Source organism: Bradyrhizobium sp. USDA 4451 (genome assembly GCF_054822585.1).
This window is the reverse complement of record NZ_JBTRCH010000001.1, coordinates 5,243,972-5,259,929: the sequence shown is the minus strand read 5'-3', so window position 1 is coordinate 5,259,929 and position 15,958 is coordinate 5,243,972. Positions and strand designations below refer to the sequence as shown.

Genomic DNA, 15,958 nt, shown 5'->3' with positions numbered 1-15,958 from the left:
ATGCCCTCGCGTAACATCTTCGCCCGGCGCGTGGCAATGCGTCAGGCCGGGTCGAGGGTCAGGGATGGCCGGCCGGCCTGGCGAGCTCCCGATTGTCGACATAGCGGATCATGATCGGGCGGCCGGCCAGCGCGCCGCCGAGGCCGCCGGTGAATTTCAGCGGCAGGCAGGCATCGAGCGAGGCATTGATGGCGTTGAGGTAGGTCGTTCGGGTGTCGGCCGGGATGCCCCGCGTCGAAAACGTCAGCCGCGGTGCGCCGATCATCTCGCCGGATCGTTTGAAGCTGAAGCGCACCGACATCTGCATGCCGGCGCGCGCGTCGTCCGGTGGCGGCGGCGCCCAGCAGGAGCGCAACGCGGCGAAGAGATCGCCGATGGTATTGAGATCATGATCCGGCTTTCGGTACTTCTCGGCCTGCCCTTCCGGCGGCACGGTCAGGATCGTGAGCTGGAGATTTTCGCCGTACGGATAATCCATCTCGGGAAAGCACGGCCCGTTGTTGAACAGGCTGCAATAGGACGGGATGCAAGGCCCTTCGTCGAGCACGCTGCAAGGCGTGTGCGCGAACGGCGCCGGGTTGGTCTGCTGCCGCTGCTGCGCGGAGGCAGCACTCGCGAGCGCCAGGGCCAGCACGGCAAATGCGAGACAGATGGCGACGCGTCGGAGCATGCAGACGGACCCGGATTGCGTACCGGGGAACATGGTACCCGGGCCGGACCGCATCAAGCGGGCCGGCGTTCAATTCCTTGCGCGCGTCAGTCCCATCCTCAACTGTCATCGCCCGGCTCGACCGGGCGATCCAGTATTCCAGAGGCGGTCGTGAGTCACGGAGAGGCCGCGGCGTACTGGGTCCCCCGGTCAAGCCGGGGGACGACACTGCGTATGCAACGCTACGCCTTCTTCTTCACGTCCTTGACGTTGGAGAAGGTGATGCCTTCGGCGCGCTCGCGGGTGTAGCCGAGATAGAACTCGTTCTTGGCCATGAACACCGGATCGCCGTCGACGTCGTCGGCGATGCCGGAATTGTTGGCGGCGACGAAGGCGTCGAGCTTCTTGCGGTCGTCGGACGAAATCCAGCGCGCCAGCGAGAATTCGGAGACCTCGAACTCGACCGGCAGCGAGTACTCCGCATCGAGCCGCGCCTTCAACACGTCGAGCTGCAGCGGGCCGACCACGCCGACCAGCGCCGGTGCGCCGTCGCGCGGGCGGAACACCTGCACGACGCCCTCCTCCGACATCTGCTGCAAGGCTTCCTTCAGCTTCTTCGCCTTCATCGCATCGGTGAGGCGAACGCGGCGGACGATTTCAGGCGCAAAACTCGGCACGCCGACAAAGGTCAGATCCTCGCCCTCGGTCAGGGTATCGCCGATCCGCAACGTGCCGTGATTGGGAATGCCGACGACGTCGCCGGCGAACGCCTCGTCCGCCACCGAACGATCCTGGGCGAAGAAGAATTGCGGGCTCGACAGGCTCATGTTCTTGCCGGTGCGGACCAGCTTGGCCTTCATGCCGCGGCTGAGCTTGCCCGAGCACAGCCGGGCGAATGCGATGCGATCCCGGTGGTTCGGATCCATGTTGGCCTGGATCTTGAACACGAACGCGCTCATGCGCGGCTCGGCCGCCTCGACCTTGCGCAGATCGGACTCCTGCGCGCGCGGCGCCGGCGCGAACTTGCCGAGGCCCTCAAGCAGGTCGCCGACGCCGAAATTGCGCAGCGCGCTGCCGAAGTAGACCGGCGTCAGATGGCCCTCGCGGAATGCGGCGAGCTCGAACGGCTTGCACGCTTCCGACGCCAGCGCGAGCTCGTCCTTGACCTCGGCGACGTCGAGATTTGGGTTGCGCTTGCCGAGATCGGCGATGTCGATCTGCTCGGTGGCGCCGGTCTTGGCGCCGCCGCCCTCGAGCAGCCGCACGCCGCCATTGACGACGTCATAGGTGCCGAGGAAGTCGCGGCCGCGGCCGACCGGCCAGGTCATCGGCGTGGTGTCGAGCGCCAGCGTCTTCTCGATCTCGTCGAGGAGCTCGAACGTGTCGCGACTCTCGCGGTCCATCTTGTTGATGAAGGTGATGATCGGGATATCGCGCAGGCGGCACACCTCGAACAGTTTTCGCGTGCGCGCCTCGATGCCCTTAGCGGCGTCGATCACCATGACCGCGGAATCGACCGCGGTCAGCGTGCGATAGGTGTCTTCCGAAAAGTCCTCGTGGCCCGGCGTGTCCAGGAGGTTGAACACGAGCTCGTTGAATTCGAAGGTCATCACCGAGGTGACCACCGAGATGCCGCGCTCGCGCTCGATCTTCATCCAGTCCGACCGCGTGTTGCGGCGCTCGCCCTTGGCCTTGACCTGGCCCGCGAGGTTGATGGCGCCGCCGAACAGCAGCAGCTTTTCCGTCAGCGTGGTCTTGCCGGCGTCCGGGTGCGAGATGATCGCAAAGGTGCGCCGGCGCGCCACTTCCTCTGACAGCGGCGAGCGGGACGGCGATTCGGCTGAAACTGAAATGTCGGACATGGCGGGCATTTGGCAGGGAAAACGGGCGCAATCAAGGGCGTTTTGTCGCAACTGCGGAGCGGCGGCACGATCCCCATATATGGCCGGGAAGGACGACCTTTCCCTCACCACATCACCCGCGGGGACGACCCTGCCTTATCCGGAGGGTTCGTTATGGCTTGGGCCATTCTGTTCACCGCAGGCCTGCTCGAGATCGGCTGGGCGATCGGACTGAAATACACCGAGGGCTTCTCGCGGCTGGTGCCGTCGGTGCTGACGCTGGCGGCGATGGCCGGCAGCGTGCTGCTGCTCGGCCTCGCGCTGAAGACGCTGCCGATTGGAACCGCCTATGCGGTCTGGACCGGGATCGGCGCGGTCGGCACCGCAACGCTCGGCATCATCCTGCTCGGCGAACCCGCGACCGCGATGCGGCTGGCCAGTATCGGGTTGATCGTGTCCGGCATCGTCGGGCTGAAGCTCGTGACGTGAGGACGCATCGGCTCACGGACCCGCTTGGACGGCTTTCGCCATCTCGGCGTCCACGGCAGGTTTGATGCGCGCCGCGACCGCGCGCAGCCAATCAAGGAACGCTGGCTGGCCCTTGCCGATCGCCATGCCGATCGAGACTGGCAGTTCCTCGCTCGCCAGGCAGTCCTTCGGCACTGACGCAAGCCCGGGCACCTTCCTCTGCAGGTCGCGGAAGAAGAACTTGTCGATCGGCGCCACGTCGGCGCGGTGCGCCAGAATCTCGGCCGTCGCGAGGTCCATAAGGTTCCCGGGTACGCCGTCCCGCGCAGCCCGTACGAGCCGCTTCTGCAGCCAAGCCCCTTGTGGTGCGCCGACGATGAAACCGATCGTCACCGCGGATTGGTCGAGATCGTCGAGCCGCGCGGCCGCCGCCACCCTGGGATTGTCGGACAGACCGAACACGCAGTGAGCCGAGGGAGAGTAAGGGATCATATCCGCGACGGCCTCGCGCTCCGGCGTCACCAACAGCGGAGCGATGGAAATGTCGACCGCGCCACCCACCAGGATCGAGACCTTATCCTCTGAAGTGACGGGCGTCGTCTCGATCTTCACGCCAAGGCGACGGGCATATTCCTCGACCAGTCGCCAGGCGGGGCCACGGAAAGGCCCGGCGTCGGCCGAGGAGCTCTTGATCAGCCAAGGATACTCGTCGAGCACCGCGACCCGCAGCGTCCCTCGCTGCCGGATCGCATCGATCCGGCTGCTCGCGCCGGGCGGCGGCGCGGCAATGTCGGCGGCACGAACCGTCACCGGTATTGCGACCAGCAAGGCGGCCAGTAGTGTATTTGTCCAGGATGGCATGCGCGCGCTCCGTGTCGTTCAAGGCATCGGGGTCTTCACGCCCTGCGGGTATAGACGTAACGGTGCGCGAGCCAGACCGTCCCGGTACCATCGGACAGGATGAAGTGCTGGTTCTTGACGTCGCGGTCCGGGCCATCACGGATGACAACCGTGTTCATGCGCAGCATCTGCCCGGCCACATCGGACCCGCCGCCAGCGATCGCGAAGGAATCGTGGGCGAGCACCACGCTCTTCCCGTCGCCGCGATCGAAACTGTAGGCGGGCATGATGCCAACTGGCGCCCGCATCTCGATTGACACGTATTTCCAACGGCCTTCCACGCGTTGGAAGCTCAGATAGTCAATGCGCTTGATGTCCTGGCTCGACGTGTCCGACGACGGACGGATGAATTCCTGCAGGTAGGACCCGATCATGCGGCGCTCGGCGACGAGCCCGCTGGTCGTGACTGGATCGCCGCCCGGCTTCTTCCACGCCGTCTCGGTGACGTCCCACAAACCTGCGTATGCTGCCATGGCAGCGTTTTCTGGCCCGAGTTCGTTCAGCCGCTCGGCGGCGGGGATCGCGGACGAGGCCGCGTTGCCAGGCTCGCGCTGGGCCGAACCGCCCGCTTTGGCTGCTGGCGTCTGCGCAGCGGCCAGATCAGAGATGAACATCGAGCCGAGCGCGGCTCCAACGAAATGACGACGTTCAAGCATGATGATGTTTCCGTGTCGGCTTGCGGCCTGGGGCCGGCCGAGCGCTCGCCGCGCTCAGGCCGGCTGTGCCGCGTAATAGCTGATTTCCCAGTCAATCAGGCTTGGATGCTCCCAATAGGGATGGGCCGAGATGATGTTTGGCTTGGCCTCGCGAAGAATCTCTTCGACGGCCTTTCCCGCTTGCCGCAAGGCCCTGACCGTTCGGCTCACGCTATCGATATGGGACGCGAGAGCGAGGGCGATGTCGATCGTACCGGGGTCACCATGGCCGGGCACGATCAAGTCGGGGGCGAACCGTTGCAATTTGCTCAGGACCTGCGTCCAGCGCGTTCCGTCGAGATCGGTGTCCAGCGGCGGAAACCACGGAAAGATCGGGAACATGCGTTCCTCGATCAGGTCGCCCGCGAACAGGATCCGCTCTTTGGGCAGAAAGACGATCTGGTCACCGCGCGTATGCGCCGTACCCACGCTGTGCAGCTGCACGATCCGGCCGCCGAGATCGACCTCCGTTCGCGGTCCGTCATAGATGACATCGGGCATGACGATGGTTGTTCCATCAAGGGCCGCTGCCGCGGCGGCACTCTGCGTCTTCCGGAAAAGGTCGATGTAGCGCACGCCCTTCTCCGCCAGCTCGTCACGCTGGATGCGGTTGTACAGGATCGTGGCGTCGCGCCGGAACACCTGCGCGCCGTAGCCGTGCTCCGGATGAAAATGCGTGAGTGTCAGCATGAGCCGGCGCGGACCGGCAAGTCTACGGGCAAGCTCCAGGATCTTCTCGCCGTTCGCAGGCCCGAGCCCGCAATCGACCACCAGGGCCGCGTCCTTACCGACAATGATGCCGATGTTCGGCACGAGCCAAACCCGGTTGTCCGACACAACCCAAACGCCGTCCGCGACCTCCTTCGGATTGGACGTATCGACCATCGGCGGACGAGGATCAGACACTTGCGCAGTGGCGCACGTCGATCCAGTGCTCACAAACGCAAGCGCTCCTGCTGCCGCAGCAAACGCGCGACGCGACATCAATGTGCTCATTGAACCGCTTTCCACCAATTCCTCGTGACAACGGCTAATGACAACAGCCTTTCTCGCATCGGCCTCAAGGACCAGTTGCGGCCATACCTATTGGCCTTCAATTCGGGTATAAACAGCGCCTCGGACAAGGGTGTCACTACCAGGAGTAGGGAATGGATCGCCTCGCCAGCATGGCCGCCTTCGTCAAGGCCGCAGAGGTTGGTTCCTTCGCTGCGGCCGCCAGCGCTCTGCGCATGTCGCCGCAGATGGTCGCCAAGCACGTGACCTGGCTGGAAACCCGGCTGGGCACGCGTCTGCTCAACCGGACCACGCGCCGCCAGAGCCTGACGGACATCGGCAAGGCGTACTACGACCGTTGCAAGCTGGTTCTGGCCGATGCCGATTGGGCGGATTCCCTCGCTGACGAGGCCAAGGGGGCTCCCCGCGGGCGCTTGCGGATCAATGCGCCGGTGTCGTTTGGCGCCCACAGTTTGACGCCTGTCATCGCACGCTACTTGAGGCAGCACCCAAGGGTAGAGGTCGATCTTGTGCTCAGCGATCGCTTCGTTGACCTGGTCGAGGAGGAATTCGAAGCGGTGTTTCGTGTCGGTCCGCTGGTGGACTCAAGCTTCGTGGCTCGTGAACTTGCGCCGTTCCGCCTTGTCGCCTGCGCATCACCTGACTACCTGCGCGAAAGAGGAGCTCCTGCAACGCCGCTCGATCTCGAGACGCACGAGTGCCTGGTTTACGCGTCGACATCAGGGCCCATCGTCAATGACTGGCGCTTTGTGCGCGACAAGGACACCTACACGGTCGACGTCAAGCATCGCCTGCAGGTGAATGACGCCAAGGCGCTCCTCATCGCCGCCTTGAACGGCTTTGGCATCGCGTTCATCGCCGAAGATCTGGCGCGCGAAGGCTTGCGCTCCGGACGTCTCACCAAGGTGTTGCCTGACTACGAAACGCCGTCACGTCCCATTCACTTGATCTACCATCCCGACCGCCGGCAGACGTCGAAGCTCAAGAGCTTCATTTCCGCTGTGGTCAGCGAGTTGGGTTGACAAGGATTCAGTCAGCGCAGGATCATCACCGCCCAGTACGTCGCGGCCGCGACCGCGGCCGACGCCGGGATCGTGATCACCCAGGCGTAGACGATCGAGCTCGCCACGTTCCAGCGCACGGCGGAGAGCCGCCGCGCGGCGCCGACGCCGACAATGGCGCCGGTGATGGTGTGGGTGGTCGAAACGGGAACCCCGAGATAGGTCGCGATGAACAGCGTCGCGGCGCCGCCGGTTTCGGCGCAAAAACCCTGCATCGGCGTCAGCTTGGTGATGCGCAGCCCCATGGTGCGGACGATCCGCCAGCCGCCCATCAGGGTGCCCAGCGCCATCGCGCTCTGGCAGGCCAGCACGACCCAGAACGGGATTTCGAAGGTGTCGCCGAGATGGCCCTGCGAGTAGAGCAGCACGGCGATGATGCCCATGGTCTTCTGCGCGTCGTTGCCGCCATGGCCGAGCGAATACAGCGACGCGGAGGCGAATTGCAGGATGCGGAAGGCGCGATCGACCGCGAACGGCGTCGAGCGCACCGAGAGCCAGGACACGATCGCGACCAGCACCAGCGCCAGCAGGAAGCCGACCAGCGGCGACAGCACGATCGCGAGCAAGGTCTTGGTGAGCCCGCTCCACACCGCAGCCGAAATCCCCGCCTTCGCCATGCCGGCGCCGACCAGGCCGCCGATCAGCGCGTGCGAGCTCGACGAGGGAATGCCGAGCGCCCAGGTGATCACGTTCCAGACGATCGCGCCGACCAGCGCGGCGAAGATCACGGTCGCATCCACCACCGACGGGTCGATGATCCCGGTGCCGATGGTGTTGGCGACATGCAGGCCGAACACCGCGAAGGCAACGAAGTTGAAGAACGCCGCCCAGAACACCGCATATTGCGGCCGCAGCACCCGGGTCGAGACGATGGTCGCGATCGAGTTCGCGGCGTCGTGCAGGCCGTTCAGGAAGTCGAACAGCAGCGCGACCGCGATCAGGATGGTCAGAACGGGAAGACCCAGCGTGGCGTCCACGTGATGCCCCGCTTTATTGTGTTTTCTTGAGCATGATCTCCGCGCAAACGCGTTCCGCGTTTGTCGCGCCGGAAAACCGCTCCACACTTTTCCAGATCATGCTCAGACTTGCTCGATGACGATGGAGTTGATCTCGTTGGCGACGTCGTCGAAGCGGTCGGCCACCTTCTCGAGGTGGTCGTAGATCTCCGCGCCGACGATGAAGTCCATCGTGTTGGCGTTGCGGTGCTTCAGGAACAACTCCTTGAGCCCGATATCGTGGAGATCGTCGACCCGGCCCTCGAGCTTGGTCAGTTCCTCGGTGATCTGGGTCAGCATCGAGACGTTGTGGCCGATCGCCTGCAACAATGGCAGCGCGCGGACGACCAGATTGGCGCATTCGACGATCAGGGTGCCGATCTCGCGCATCGGCGGCTCGAACTCGCGCACCTCGAACAGCATCACCGCCTTGGCGGTCGCCTGCATCTGGTCGACCGCGTCGTCCATCGCGGTGATCAGGTTCTTGATGTCGCTGCGGTCGAACGGGGTGATGAAGGTGCGGCGAACCGCGGTCAGCACCTCGCGGGTGACGCTGTCGGCGTCGTTCTCGAACTGATTGACGCGCTGGCAGAACACCGGGGTCTCCTCCCCGCCCTTCAGCATGTCCTGCAGCGCCAGCGAGCACTGCACGGAGGTCTGGGCGTGGCGGGCGAACAGCTCGAAAAACCGCTCTTCCTTGGGCAGGAAGGCGCGAAACCAGCGCAGCATGTCTCTGTTCCATCATTCTGGGACAGCCCTTTTAGCGACTGTCACAGAACTGTCATAGAGCATCTGGCGGGGAAAAAACCTGAAACGACCGCCCGAACGGGCGGTCGTCCACCGCTATGTCGGCCGAAATCCTGCCCCTGCCCTTACAGCGACCGCCTGAGCAGATGGGCCAACTCGCCGACCAGGCCGCGGCGGAACAGCAGCACGCAGGCCACGAAGATCACGCCCTGGATCACGGTCACCCACTGGCCGAACCCGGCGAGATATTGCTGCATGGCGATGATCACGAAGGCGCCGACCACCGGGCCGAAGATGGTACCGAGGCCGCCGACCAGGGTCATCAGCACGATTTCACCGGACATCGACCAGTGCACGTCGGTGAGCGAGGCGTTCTGCGCCACGAACACCTTCAGCGAACCGGCAAAGCCCGCCAGCGTGCCCGACAGGATGAAAGCCAAGAGCTTGTACTGGTCGGTCTTGTAGCCGAGCGAGATCGCGCGCGGCTCGTTCTCGCGGATCGACTTCAAGACCTCGCCGAACGGCGAGTTGATGGTGCGGTAGATCAACAGGAAGCCGGCGAGGAAGCCGACCAGCACCACGTAGTAGAGCACCATCGGCTTCGAGAGGTCGAAGATCCCGAGCAAATGGCCCTGCGGGATGCCCTGGATGCCGTCCTCGCCATGGGTGAACGGCGCCTGCAAATACAGGAAGTAGAGCAGCTGCGACAGCGCCAGCGTGATCATCGAGAAGTAGATGCCCTGCCGCTTGATCGAGATGTAGCCGGTGATGAGGCCGAGCAGAGCCGCCGCGGCGGTGCCGACCACGATCCCGAGCTCCGGCGGCAGCCCCCACACCTTCAGCGCATGCGCCGAGACGTAGCCAGCGGTGCCGAGGAACATGGCGTGGCCGAACGACAGCAGGCCGCCAAAGCCGATCAAGAGGTTGAAGGCGCAGGCGAGCAGCGCAAAGCACAGCGCCTGCATGACGAAGAACGGATAGATCCCCGTCCACGGCACCACCGCCAGCAGCGCCGCCATCGCGGCGAATACGATCATCTCGTCGCGCATCGCGCGCGGCGTCATCGGAAGTGTATCGTCGGTCAATGCTGACATATCAGGCCGCCCGTCCCGTCAGTCCCGTTGGCTTCACCAGCAGCACCAGCACCATCAGCACGAACACCACGGTGTTGGAGGCCTCGGGATAAAAATACTTGGTCAGTCCTTCAATCACGCCGAGCGCGAAGCCGGTGATGATCGAGCCCATGATCGAGCCCATGCCGCCGATCACGACCACCGCGAACACCACGATAATCAGATCGGCGCCCATCAGCGGGCGGACCTGGTTGATCGGCGCCGACAGTACGCCGGCGAGCGCGGCCAGGCCGACGCCGAGCCCGTAGGTCAGCGTGATCATGCGCGGCACGTTGATGCCGAAGGCACGCACCAGCGTCGGATTCTCCGTGGCGGCGCGCAGATAGGCGCCGAGCTGCGTCTTCTCGATCAGGAACCAGGTGGCAAGGCACACCACCAGCGAGAACACCACCACCCAGCCGCGATAGATAGGCAGGAACATTGAAGCCGAGATTGACGCCGCCCTTGAGCTGATCCGGGATCGAGTAAGGCAGGCCGGAGGAGCCGAAATAGTTCTGGAACACGCCCTGCACGATCAGCGCGATGCCGAAGGTCAAGAGCAGGCCGTAGAGATGGTCGAGCCCGGTCAGCCATTGCAGCATGGTGCGCTCGAGGATCATGCCGAAGATGCCGACCACGACGGGGGCGATGATCAGCGCCCACCAGTAGTTGATGCCGCCCAGATTGAGCAGGAAATACGCCACGAAGGCGCCCATCATGTAGAGCGCGCCATGCGCGAAATTGATGATGTTGAGCATGCCGAAGATGACGGCAAGCCCGAGACTGAGCAGCGCGTAGAACGAGCCGTTGATCAGTCCGACCAGAAGCTGTGCGTAGAGAGCCTGCATCGAATGAGCTTTCGCTTAGATAGATGAAGCCCGCCGGCCACGCGCATGGCCGGCGGGCGTGATCGTCACTTCTTCAGGAGCGCACAGGTGCTCTTGTCGAGCGGCGTGAAGGCCTCCTTGCCCGGCACGGTGCCGACCAGCTTGTAGAAGTCCCACGGTCCCTTGGACTCCGTGGGCTTCTTCACCTCGAACAGATAGGCGTCATGGGTGACGCGGCCGTTGGCCTCGATCTCGCCCTTGCCGAACAGCGGATCGTCGGTCGGGATGGTCTTCATCTTGGCGACCACCTTGGCACCGTCATGCGGATTGCCGCCGAGCGCGTCGAGCGCCTTGAAGTAATGCATCAGGCCCGCATAGACGCCGGCCTGCACCATGGTCGGCGGCGCGCCGCTCTTCATCTTCTCCGAGAAGCGCTTGGAGAAGGCGCGGGTGTTGTCGTTGAGGTCCCAGTAGAACGTCTCGGTGAAGTTGAGGCCCTGCGCGGTCTCGAGCCCGATCGCCTTGACGTCGGTGAGGAACAGCAACAGCGCGGCGAGCTTCTGGCCGCCCTTGACGATGCCGAACTCGGCCGCCTGCTTGATCGAGTTGGTGGTGTCGCCGCCGGCATTGGCGAGGCCGATGATCTTGGCCTTGGAGGCCTGCGCCTGCAGCAGGAACGACGAGAAATCGGCGGTGTTGAGCGGATGCTTGACCCCGCCGACCACCTTGCCGCCATTGGCGAGGACAACCGCAGTGGTGTCGCGCTCCAGCGCCGCGCCGAACGCGTAGTCCGCGGTCAGGAAGAACCAGGTGTCTCCGCCCGCCTTGACCAGCGCCTGGCCAGTGGCGTGCGCCAGCATGTAGGTGTCGTAGGTCCAGTGCACCGTGTTCGGCGAGCACTGCGCGTTGGTGAGATCCGAGGTCGCGGCACCCGAATTGATGTAGACGCCGTTCTTTTCCTTCACGACGTTGTTGACCGCGAGCGCAACGCCGGAATTCGGCACGTCAACGATGGTGTCGACCTTGTCGACATCGAACCACTGGCGGGCGATGGTGGTGCCGATATCGGGCTTGTTCTGGTGATCGCCGGAGATCAGGTCGATGGTCCAGCCCTTGGCCTTGAGGCCGGAATCCTCGATCGCCATCTGCGCCGCCAGCGTCGAGCCGGGACCGGCGAGGTCGGCGTAGAGGCCGGACTGGTCCGACAACACGCCGATCTTGACGACCTTGTCGTCGGCGGAAGCAATGCTCGCGACGCTGAGCGCCATCGCGGTGCCGAGCAGAAGCGCAGAAATCGTGTTCTTCATGGGGATTCCCTCAGTCCTTAAATTTTCTGGCTCGGGCGATCAAACGCCGAGATAGGTATGCAGCTTGTCCATGTTGGCGGACAGCTCGGAATTGGCGAAGCCGTCGATCACCTTGCCGTGCTCGACGATGTAGTAGCGGTCGGCAACGGTCGAGGCGAAACGGAAATTCTGCTCGACCAAAAGGATCGTAAATCCCTGCGACTTCAGGCGCGCAATGGTGTGCCCGATCTGCTGGATAATGACCGGCGCCAGGCCTTCGGTCGGCTCGTCCAGCATCAGGAAGCGCGCGCCGGTGCGCAGGATGCGCGCGATCGCCAGCATCTGCTGCTCACCGCCCGACAGCTTGGTGCCCTGGCTGGTGAGGCGCTCCTTCAAATTGGGAAACAGCGTGAAGATCTGGTCGAGCGGCAGCCCGCCCGGCCGCACCACCGGCGGCAGCAGCAGGTTCTCCTTCACATCGAGGCTGGCGAAAATGCCGCGTTCCTCCGGGCAGAACGCGATGCCGAGCCGCGCGATTCTGTCCGATGTGGCGCGGATGATCTCCTTGTTGTCGAAGCGGATCGAGCCGGAGCGCTTGCCGATCACGCCCATGATCGACTTCAGCGTGGTGGTCTTGCCGGCGCCGTTGCGGCCGAGCAGCGTCACCACCTCGCCGGCTTTCACGTTGAAATTGATGCCGTGCAGAATGTGGGATTCGCCGTACCAGGCCTGCAAATCCTTGACCGCCAGCACCTCGGCGCCGGCCGCGGCCACCGGCTTCTCCGCGAGATTTGCCTCAGCCATGACCCGCTCCCAGATAGGCTTCCTTCACGCGCTCGTCCTTGGAGAGGTCGGCGTAGTTGCCCTCCGCCAGCACCTGCCCGCGCGTCAGCACGGTGATGATGTCGGAGAGGTTGGCCACCACCGAGAGGTTATGTTCGACCATCAGGATGGTGTATTTGGCCGAGATCCGCTTGATCAGCGCCGCGATCTTGTCGATGTCCTCATGGCCCATGCCGGCCATCGGCTCGTCGAGCAGCATCATCTCGGGGTCGAGCGCGAGTGTCGTTGCAATTTCAAGTGCGCGCTTGCGGCCGTACGGCATCTCGACCGCCGGCGTGTTGGCGAATTCGCTCAAGCCGACATCGTTCAGAAGCTCGTGCGCGCGCGGATTGAAGCGGTCGAGCACGCTCTTGGAGCGCCAGAAATCGAATGACGAACCATGCTGGCGCTGCAGCGCCACGCGCACATTTTCCAGCGCTGTCAGATGCGGAAACACCGCGGAGATCTGGAACGAGCGGACGAGCCCGAGCCGCGCCACGTCGGCGGGCGGCATCGCGGTGATGTCCTGGCCCTTGTAGCGAATCTGGCCGGCAGACGGCTTCAGGAACTTGGTCAACAGATTGAAACAGGTCGTCTTGCCGGCGCCGTTCGGCCCGATCAACGCATGGATACTGCCGCGACGCACCTTCAGCGCGACGTCGCGAACGGCAAAGAAACCGGCGAATTCCTTGGTCAATCCGCTGGTTTCGAGGATGAACTCATCGGCCAAAAAGATTCCCCCATACGCCATCGCCGCGAAGCGCCTCGCCCGCGTGGCCAGTTTTTTCATGTCAGACAGGTCGTCGGTCCGTCTTGGAAACCGTCCGGCGCCCGCCTCCTCCGGGCCGGAATATGCCGTCATCTGCGGCAGTTACGCAAGGTGGAAAGCTGTGCAGTGCAGTATCGGCACGGCTTGTTCCGGTTGATCCTTAGTCGAATGGTATTTCCGCGGGCTTTGCGCCTCGGAAAGCCACCATTAAGGGTGTTTTGCTCCGCAGTCCGGCATTCATAGAATATTTCCGCCTTCTCGCCGAAGCTTTGGCCATTACATGATGAGCGGCACCAGCCTTGCATTTCGAGAGCGCCAATTCCTCGGTCGTCAAGTCGATCCGGCAACGTGATGTCCTCAGCACGTGGCTGCGGCTTTATGCCCGCGGCCCGACCATCCCGCGCGTCGGCTAGCCCATGCCATTCACAAGTGCCGATCCATCGGTGATCAAATCGATCACGCAGCGCGTGCTGCTGAACTCCTGGCTGCGCGCGTTGCGCACGCCGGACGCGCTTCCCACGCTCGACGATTTCCACACCGACGGCAGTGCCGACGAGCGCGCCGACATGATGGGCTTCGACGTCGAGGGCAGCGGCGACGCCGCCCGTTTCATCATCACGCAGGAAGGCGCAAGGCTAACGACCGCCTATGGCAACGAGCATGTCGAGCCGCGGCTGCGCACCAACCGCTATCTGGATGATGCGATCGGCCCGGAGCGTTATGCCGGCGTGATCCGGTCCTATCGTGCCTGCCTGGCGCGAAAGCGTCCGACCTATACGGTCGCTGAAGTCACCGACGCCGACGGCAAGGATGTCTCCTACGAACGGCTGCTGCTGCCGTTCGGGCGCGGCGACACCGTCGAGCACATCATCGGCTCCTACAAGGCGATCAGCATCGAGGGCGGCTTCCGGCTGCACAATCTGATGGGCGTGAAGGCGAAGTCGGTCCCAGTCGTCACGGTGCGCGCCGTGATCGATCGCAGGTTCGTGCCGGCGGATCGTCCGGCGAGCCAGGATTCGGTCGAGCTGACGTAAAGCGCTTTCGAGCTAAGGGAAGCGGCACCAAACATTCAGTGTCGTCCCTGCGAAAGCAGGGAGGTGGATTCACACTCGAAGTGCAACACTTGAGAGAAGGCCTCGAGAGGGGTTTGGAAGTCAAGGCATTTGCGCGGGGTGTTGTTGTAGGCGTTGATCGACTGGCGGAGGCGGCGCGTCGGGAAGGTCGCGAGATCGGTTTTGCGTGGAATGAAGCGGCGCATCCGACCGATCGCATTCTCGATGCCGCCCTTCTGCCAGGGCGCGTGCGGATCGCAGAAGAAGGTCTCGATCGCGAGGCGGTGCAGCTCCAGGTGACAGGCGAACTCGGTCCCATTGTCGAAGGTAACGGTCTGGCACAGGCCTTCCGGCAAGGCAGCAAACAAGCGGACGAGATGACGGGCGATACCGCGCGCGAGCTTGCTGGCGATGCGGATGCCGAGCAGCAGGCGCGAGGTGCGCTCGTGCACGGTCAGGATCGCCTGACCGTATTTGGAGAACATCATCAGGTCGGCTTCCCAATGACCGGGGGCATTGCGATCGGCGGCCTCGATAGGCCGTTTGTCCAAGGAAACACGGCCTTCTATGAAGCTTGCGGGACTGCCGCCCTTCTTGCCGCGGTAGCCGCGTTTGCTCTTGCCGCGTGGCAGATAACGCCGCCAGCTGAAGTCCGAGGTGCGCCGGATCTGGGCGTATATGAAGCGGTAGATGGTCTCGTGGGAGATCACCTTGCGGCCGTGTTCGCGGGCCAGCCGGCCCGCGACCTGCTCGGGCGACCAGCCCCGACCAAGGCGCTCCAAGACCGCGCGGCGCAGGCCGGGCTCCCGTTCGAGGCGTACGCCCGTCCAGCGCCGCGCTCGCATCTGTTGCTGGGCATAGCTGGGTTTGTAGCCGACCTGGGCGCCAGAATTGCGGTTCAGCTCCCGAGAGATCGTTGATGGCGAGCGATCCAGAGCTGCCGCGATTTGCCGCACCGAGCTGCCATTGGCTGAAAGCCGGGCAATCTCGCATCGCTCGTCCAGGGATAGCTGCTCGTAACTCCGCCCCATCGCAACACCTCCTCAAGGAAGTGTTGCACTTCGTTTGTGAACTCAGGGGACCCATAGCCACCGAAGGCCATTGTTGCGCAGGGCTGGGGTCACAGCCTTTCAACAATTAGATCCTGTGGTTATGGGTCCCTGCTTTCGCAGGGACGACGTCGGACATGTTGTCCCGCCTTCAGACCGGTCATCCGAGGAGCCCGCAGGATGTGGGCGTCTCGAACGATGTAGGCCACCGACGGGACCTCATGGTTCGAGATGCGCGGAGCCTGCCGGCATCAGCCCTTCTTGCGCGCTTTCGCCAGCACTTCCTTGGCATAGATATCCGGCTTGAAGCCGACCACGCGCTTCGGCCCGAGGTCGAGCACCGGACGCTTGATCATCGAGGGCTGCTCGGCCATCAGCGCCAGCGCCTTGCGCTCGTTCAGCCCTTCCTTGTCGGCATCGGGCAGCTTCTTGAAGGTGGTGCCGGCACGGTTGAGCAGCGTCTCCCAGCCGACCTCGTCGCTCCATTGCTTGAGCTTGTCCTTGGCAATCCCGGCCGTCTTGTAATCGTGGAAATCATAGGCGACGCCGTGATCGTCGAGCCAGCCGCGTGCCTTCTTCATGGTGTCGCAGTTCTTGATGCCGTAGATGGTGATGGTCAAAGCCGTACCCCGCATGCGATTGCCGCGGGGAAACTAGCCTCGCAGCCATCG

At 63.8% G+C, this 15,958-nt stretch carries 16 protein-coding genes and 1 pseudogene; 3 read left to right on the top strand and 14 right to left on the bottom strand.

What is annotated here, in order from left to right; translation table 11 throughout:
* Positions 1-58 precede the first annotated feature (58 nt).
* A complete protein-coding gene (locus ACVMB0_RS24105; protein ID WP_461347905.1) occupies positions 59-670 on the bottom strand; it encodes a hypothetical protein in 612 nt (203 codons plus the stop codon).
* Between the two features lie 221 nt (positions 671-891).
* A complete protein-coding gene (locus ACVMB0_RS24100) occupies positions 892-2,511 on the bottom strand; it encodes a peptide chain release factor 3 (RefSeq protein WP_461347904.1) in 1,620 nt (539 codons plus the stop codon).
* Between the two features lie 153 nt (positions 2,512-2,664).
* Here ACVMB0_RS24100 and sugE point away from each other — a divergent pair, with 153 nt between their 5' ends.
* Positions 2,665-2,979 carry a quaternary ammonium compound efflux SMR transporter SugE gene (gene sugE, locus ACVMB0_RS24095; RefSeq protein ID WP_461347903.1) on the top strand — a complete coding sequence of 105 codons (315 nt, stop codon included), beginning with the start codon at positions 2,665-2,667 and terminating at the stop codon, positions 2,977-2,979.
* A 12-nt stretch (positions 2,980-2,991) separates the two neighbouring features.
* Here the strand turns inward: sugE and ACVMB0_RS24090 are convergent, their stop codons facing one another.
* Genes ACVMB0_RS24090 through ACVMB0_RS24080 form a run of 3 tightly spaced genes read right to left on the bottom strand, consistent with a single transcriptional unit; the run spans position 2,992 to position 5,549 of the window.
* Complete coding sequence (locus ACVMB0_RS24090) at positions 2,992-3,819, bottom strand: substrate-binding periplasmic protein (RefSeq protein WP_461347902.1); 828 nt, start codon at positions 3,817-3,819, stop codon at positions 2,992-2,994.
* A 35-nt stretch (positions 3,820-3,854) separates the two neighbouring features.
* Complete coding sequence (locus ACVMB0_RS24085; protein ID WP_461347901.1) at positions 3,855-4,514, bottom strand: hypothetical protein; 660 nt, start codon at positions 4,512-4,514, stop codon at positions 3,855-3,857.
* A 54-nt stretch (positions 4,515-4,568) separates the two neighbouring features.
* The gene (locus ACVMB0_RS24080; protein ID WP_461347900.1) at positions 4,569-5,549 is read right to left on the bottom strand and encodes an MBL fold metallo-hydrolase; all 981 of its coding nucleotides are present in this window, start codon (positions 5,547-5,549) and stop codon (positions 4,569-4,571) included.
* 152 nt (positions 5,550-5,701) lie between these two features.
* Here ACVMB0_RS24080 and ACVMB0_RS24075 point away from each other — a divergent pair, with 152 nt between their 5' ends.
* Positions 5,702-6,589, top strand: a complete 888-nt coding sequence (locus ACVMB0_RS24075; protein ID WP_461347899.1) for a LysR family transcriptional regulator — start codon at positions 5,702-5,704, stop codon at positions 6,587-6,589.
* An 11-nt stretch (positions 6,590-6,600) separates the two neighbouring features.
* Here ACVMB0_RS24075 and ACVMB0_RS24070 read toward each other — a convergent pair whose 3' ends face one another.
* The 7 genes and pseudogenes from ACVMB0_RS24070 to ACVMB0_RS24040 all read right to left on the bottom strand — a co-directional run bounded on the left by ACVMB0_RS24070 (position 6,601) and on the right by ACVMB0_RS24040 (position 13,147).
* The gene (locus ACVMB0_RS24070; protein WP_461347898.1) at positions 6,601-7,605 is read right to left on the bottom strand and encodes an inorganic phosphate transporter; all 1,005 of its coding nucleotides are present in this window, start codon (positions 7,603-7,605) and stop codon (positions 6,601-6,603) included.
* A gap of 102 nt (positions 7,606-7,707) precedes the next feature.
* Complete coding sequence (locus ACVMB0_RS24065; protein WP_456755229.1) at positions 7,708-8,352, bottom strand: DUF47 domain-containing protein; 645 nt, start codon at positions 8,350-8,352, stop codon at positions 7,708-7,710.
* 143 nt (positions 8,353-8,495) lie between these two features.
* Positions 8,496-9,464, bottom strand: coding sequence for a branched-chain amino acid ABC transporter permease (locus ACVMB0_RS24060; protein ID WP_461347897.1), 969 nt, complete (start codon positions 9,462-9,464; stop codon positions 8,496-8,498).
* 1 nt (position 9,465) lies between these two features.
* Positions 9,466-10,330 (bottom strand): annotated as a pseudogene (locus ACVMB0_RS24055) (branched-chain amino acid ABC transporter permease).
* Between the two features lie 65 nt (positions 10,331-10,395).
* Positions 10,396-11,616 (bottom strand): ABC transporter substrate-binding protein, encoded by a 1,221-nt coding sequence (locus ACVMB0_RS24050; protein ID WP_461347896.1) that lies wholly within the window; start codon positions 11,614-11,616, stop codon positions 10,396-10,398.
* A gap of 39 nt (positions 11,617-11,655) precedes the next feature.
* Positions 11,656-12,399, bottom strand: coding sequence for an ABC transporter ATP-binding protein (locus tag ACVMB0_RS24045; protein ID WP_461347895.1), 744 nt, complete (start codon positions 12,397-12,399; stop codon positions 11,656-11,658).
* Entirely contained in the window at positions 12,392-13,147 is a 756-nt protein-coding gene (locus ACVMB0_RS24040; RefSeq protein WP_456756557.1) for an ABC transporter ATP-binding protein, read from the bottom strand. The genes ACVMB0_RS24045 and ACVMB0_RS24040 overlap by 8 nt, the downstream gene beginning before the upstream one ends.
* A gap of 455 nt (positions 13,148-13,602) precedes the next feature.
* Here ACVMB0_RS24040 and ACVMB0_RS24035 point away from each other — a divergent pair, with 455 nt between their 5' ends.
* Positions 13,603-14,220: a hypothetical protein gene (locus tag ACVMB0_RS24035; protein ID WP_461347894.1), complete on the top strand. Its 618-nt coding sequence runs from the start codon at positions 13,603-13,605 to the stop codon at positions 14,218-14,220.
* Positions 14,221-14,255: 35 nt separating this feature from the next.
* Here ACVMB0_RS24035 and ACVMB0_RS24030 read toward each other — a convergent pair whose 3' ends face one another.
* A complete protein-coding gene (locus tag ACVMB0_RS24030) occupies positions 14,256-15,269 on the bottom strand; it encodes an IS30 family transposase (protein WP_461347893.1) in 1,014 nt (337 codons plus the stop codon).
* Positions 15,270-15,538: 269 nt separating this feature from the next.
* On the bottom strand, positions 15,539-15,907 hold the full coding sequence (locus ACVMB0_RS24025; RefSeq protein ID WP_461347892.1) for an ArsC family reductase: 369 nt from the start codon (positions 15,905-15,907) through the stop codon (positions 15,539-15,541).
* Positions 15,908-15,958 lie beyond the last annotated feature (51 nt).

Coding starts and splice junctions, on each gene's coding strand:
- ACVMB0_RS24060 (WP_461347897.1), bottom strand. CDS start 9,464: ATGTCAGCATTGACCGACGATACACTTCCGATGACGCCGCGCGCGATG.
- sugE (WP_461347903.1), top strand. CDS start 2,665: ATGGCTTGGGCCATTCTGTTCACCGCAGGCCTGCTCGAGATCGGCTGG.
- ACVMB0_RS24030 (WP_461347893.1), bottom strand. CDS start 15,269: ATGGGGCGGAGTTACGAGCAGCTATCCCTGGACGAGCGATGCGAGATT.
- ACVMB0_RS24105 (WP_461347905.1), bottom strand. CDS start 670: ATGCTCCGACGCGTCGCCATCTGTCTCGCATTTGCCGTGCTGGCCCTG.
- ACVMB0_RS24100 (WP_461347904.1), bottom strand. CDS start 2,511: ATGTCCGACATTTCAGTTTCAGCCGAATCGCCGTCCCGCTCGCCGCTG.
- ACVMB0_RS24090 (WP_461347902.1), bottom strand. CDS start 3,819: ATGCCATCCTGGACAAATACACTACTGGCCGCCTTGCTGGTCGCAATA.
- ACVMB0_RS24080 (WP_461347900.1), bottom strand. CDS start 5,549: ATGAGCACATTGATGTCGCGTCGCGCGTTTGCTGCGGCAGCAGGAGCG.
- ACVMB0_RS24035 (WP_461347894.1), top strand. CDS start 13,603: ATGCCATTCACAAGTGCCGATCCATCGGTGATCAAATCGATCACGCAG.
- ACVMB0_RS24075 (WP_461347899.1), top strand. CDS start 5,702: ATGGATCGCCTCGCCAGCATGGCCGCCTTCGTCAAGGCCGCAGAGGTT.
- ACVMB0_RS24045 (WP_461347895.1), bottom strand. CDS start 12,399: ATGGCTGAGGCAAATCTCGCGGAGAAGCCGGTGGCCGCGGCCGGCGCC.
- ACVMB0_RS24085 (WP_461347901.1), bottom strand. CDS start 4,514: ATGCTTGAACGTCGTCATTTCGTTGGAGCCGCGCTCGGCTCGATGTTC.
- ACVMB0_RS24050 (WP_461347896.1), bottom strand. CDS start 11,616: ATGAAGAACACGATTTCTGCGCTTCTGCTCGGCACCGCGATGGCGCTC.
- ACVMB0_RS24065 (WP_456755229.1), bottom strand. CDS start 8,352: ATGCTGCGCTGGTTTCGCGCCTTCCTGCCCAAGGAAGAGCGGTTTTTC.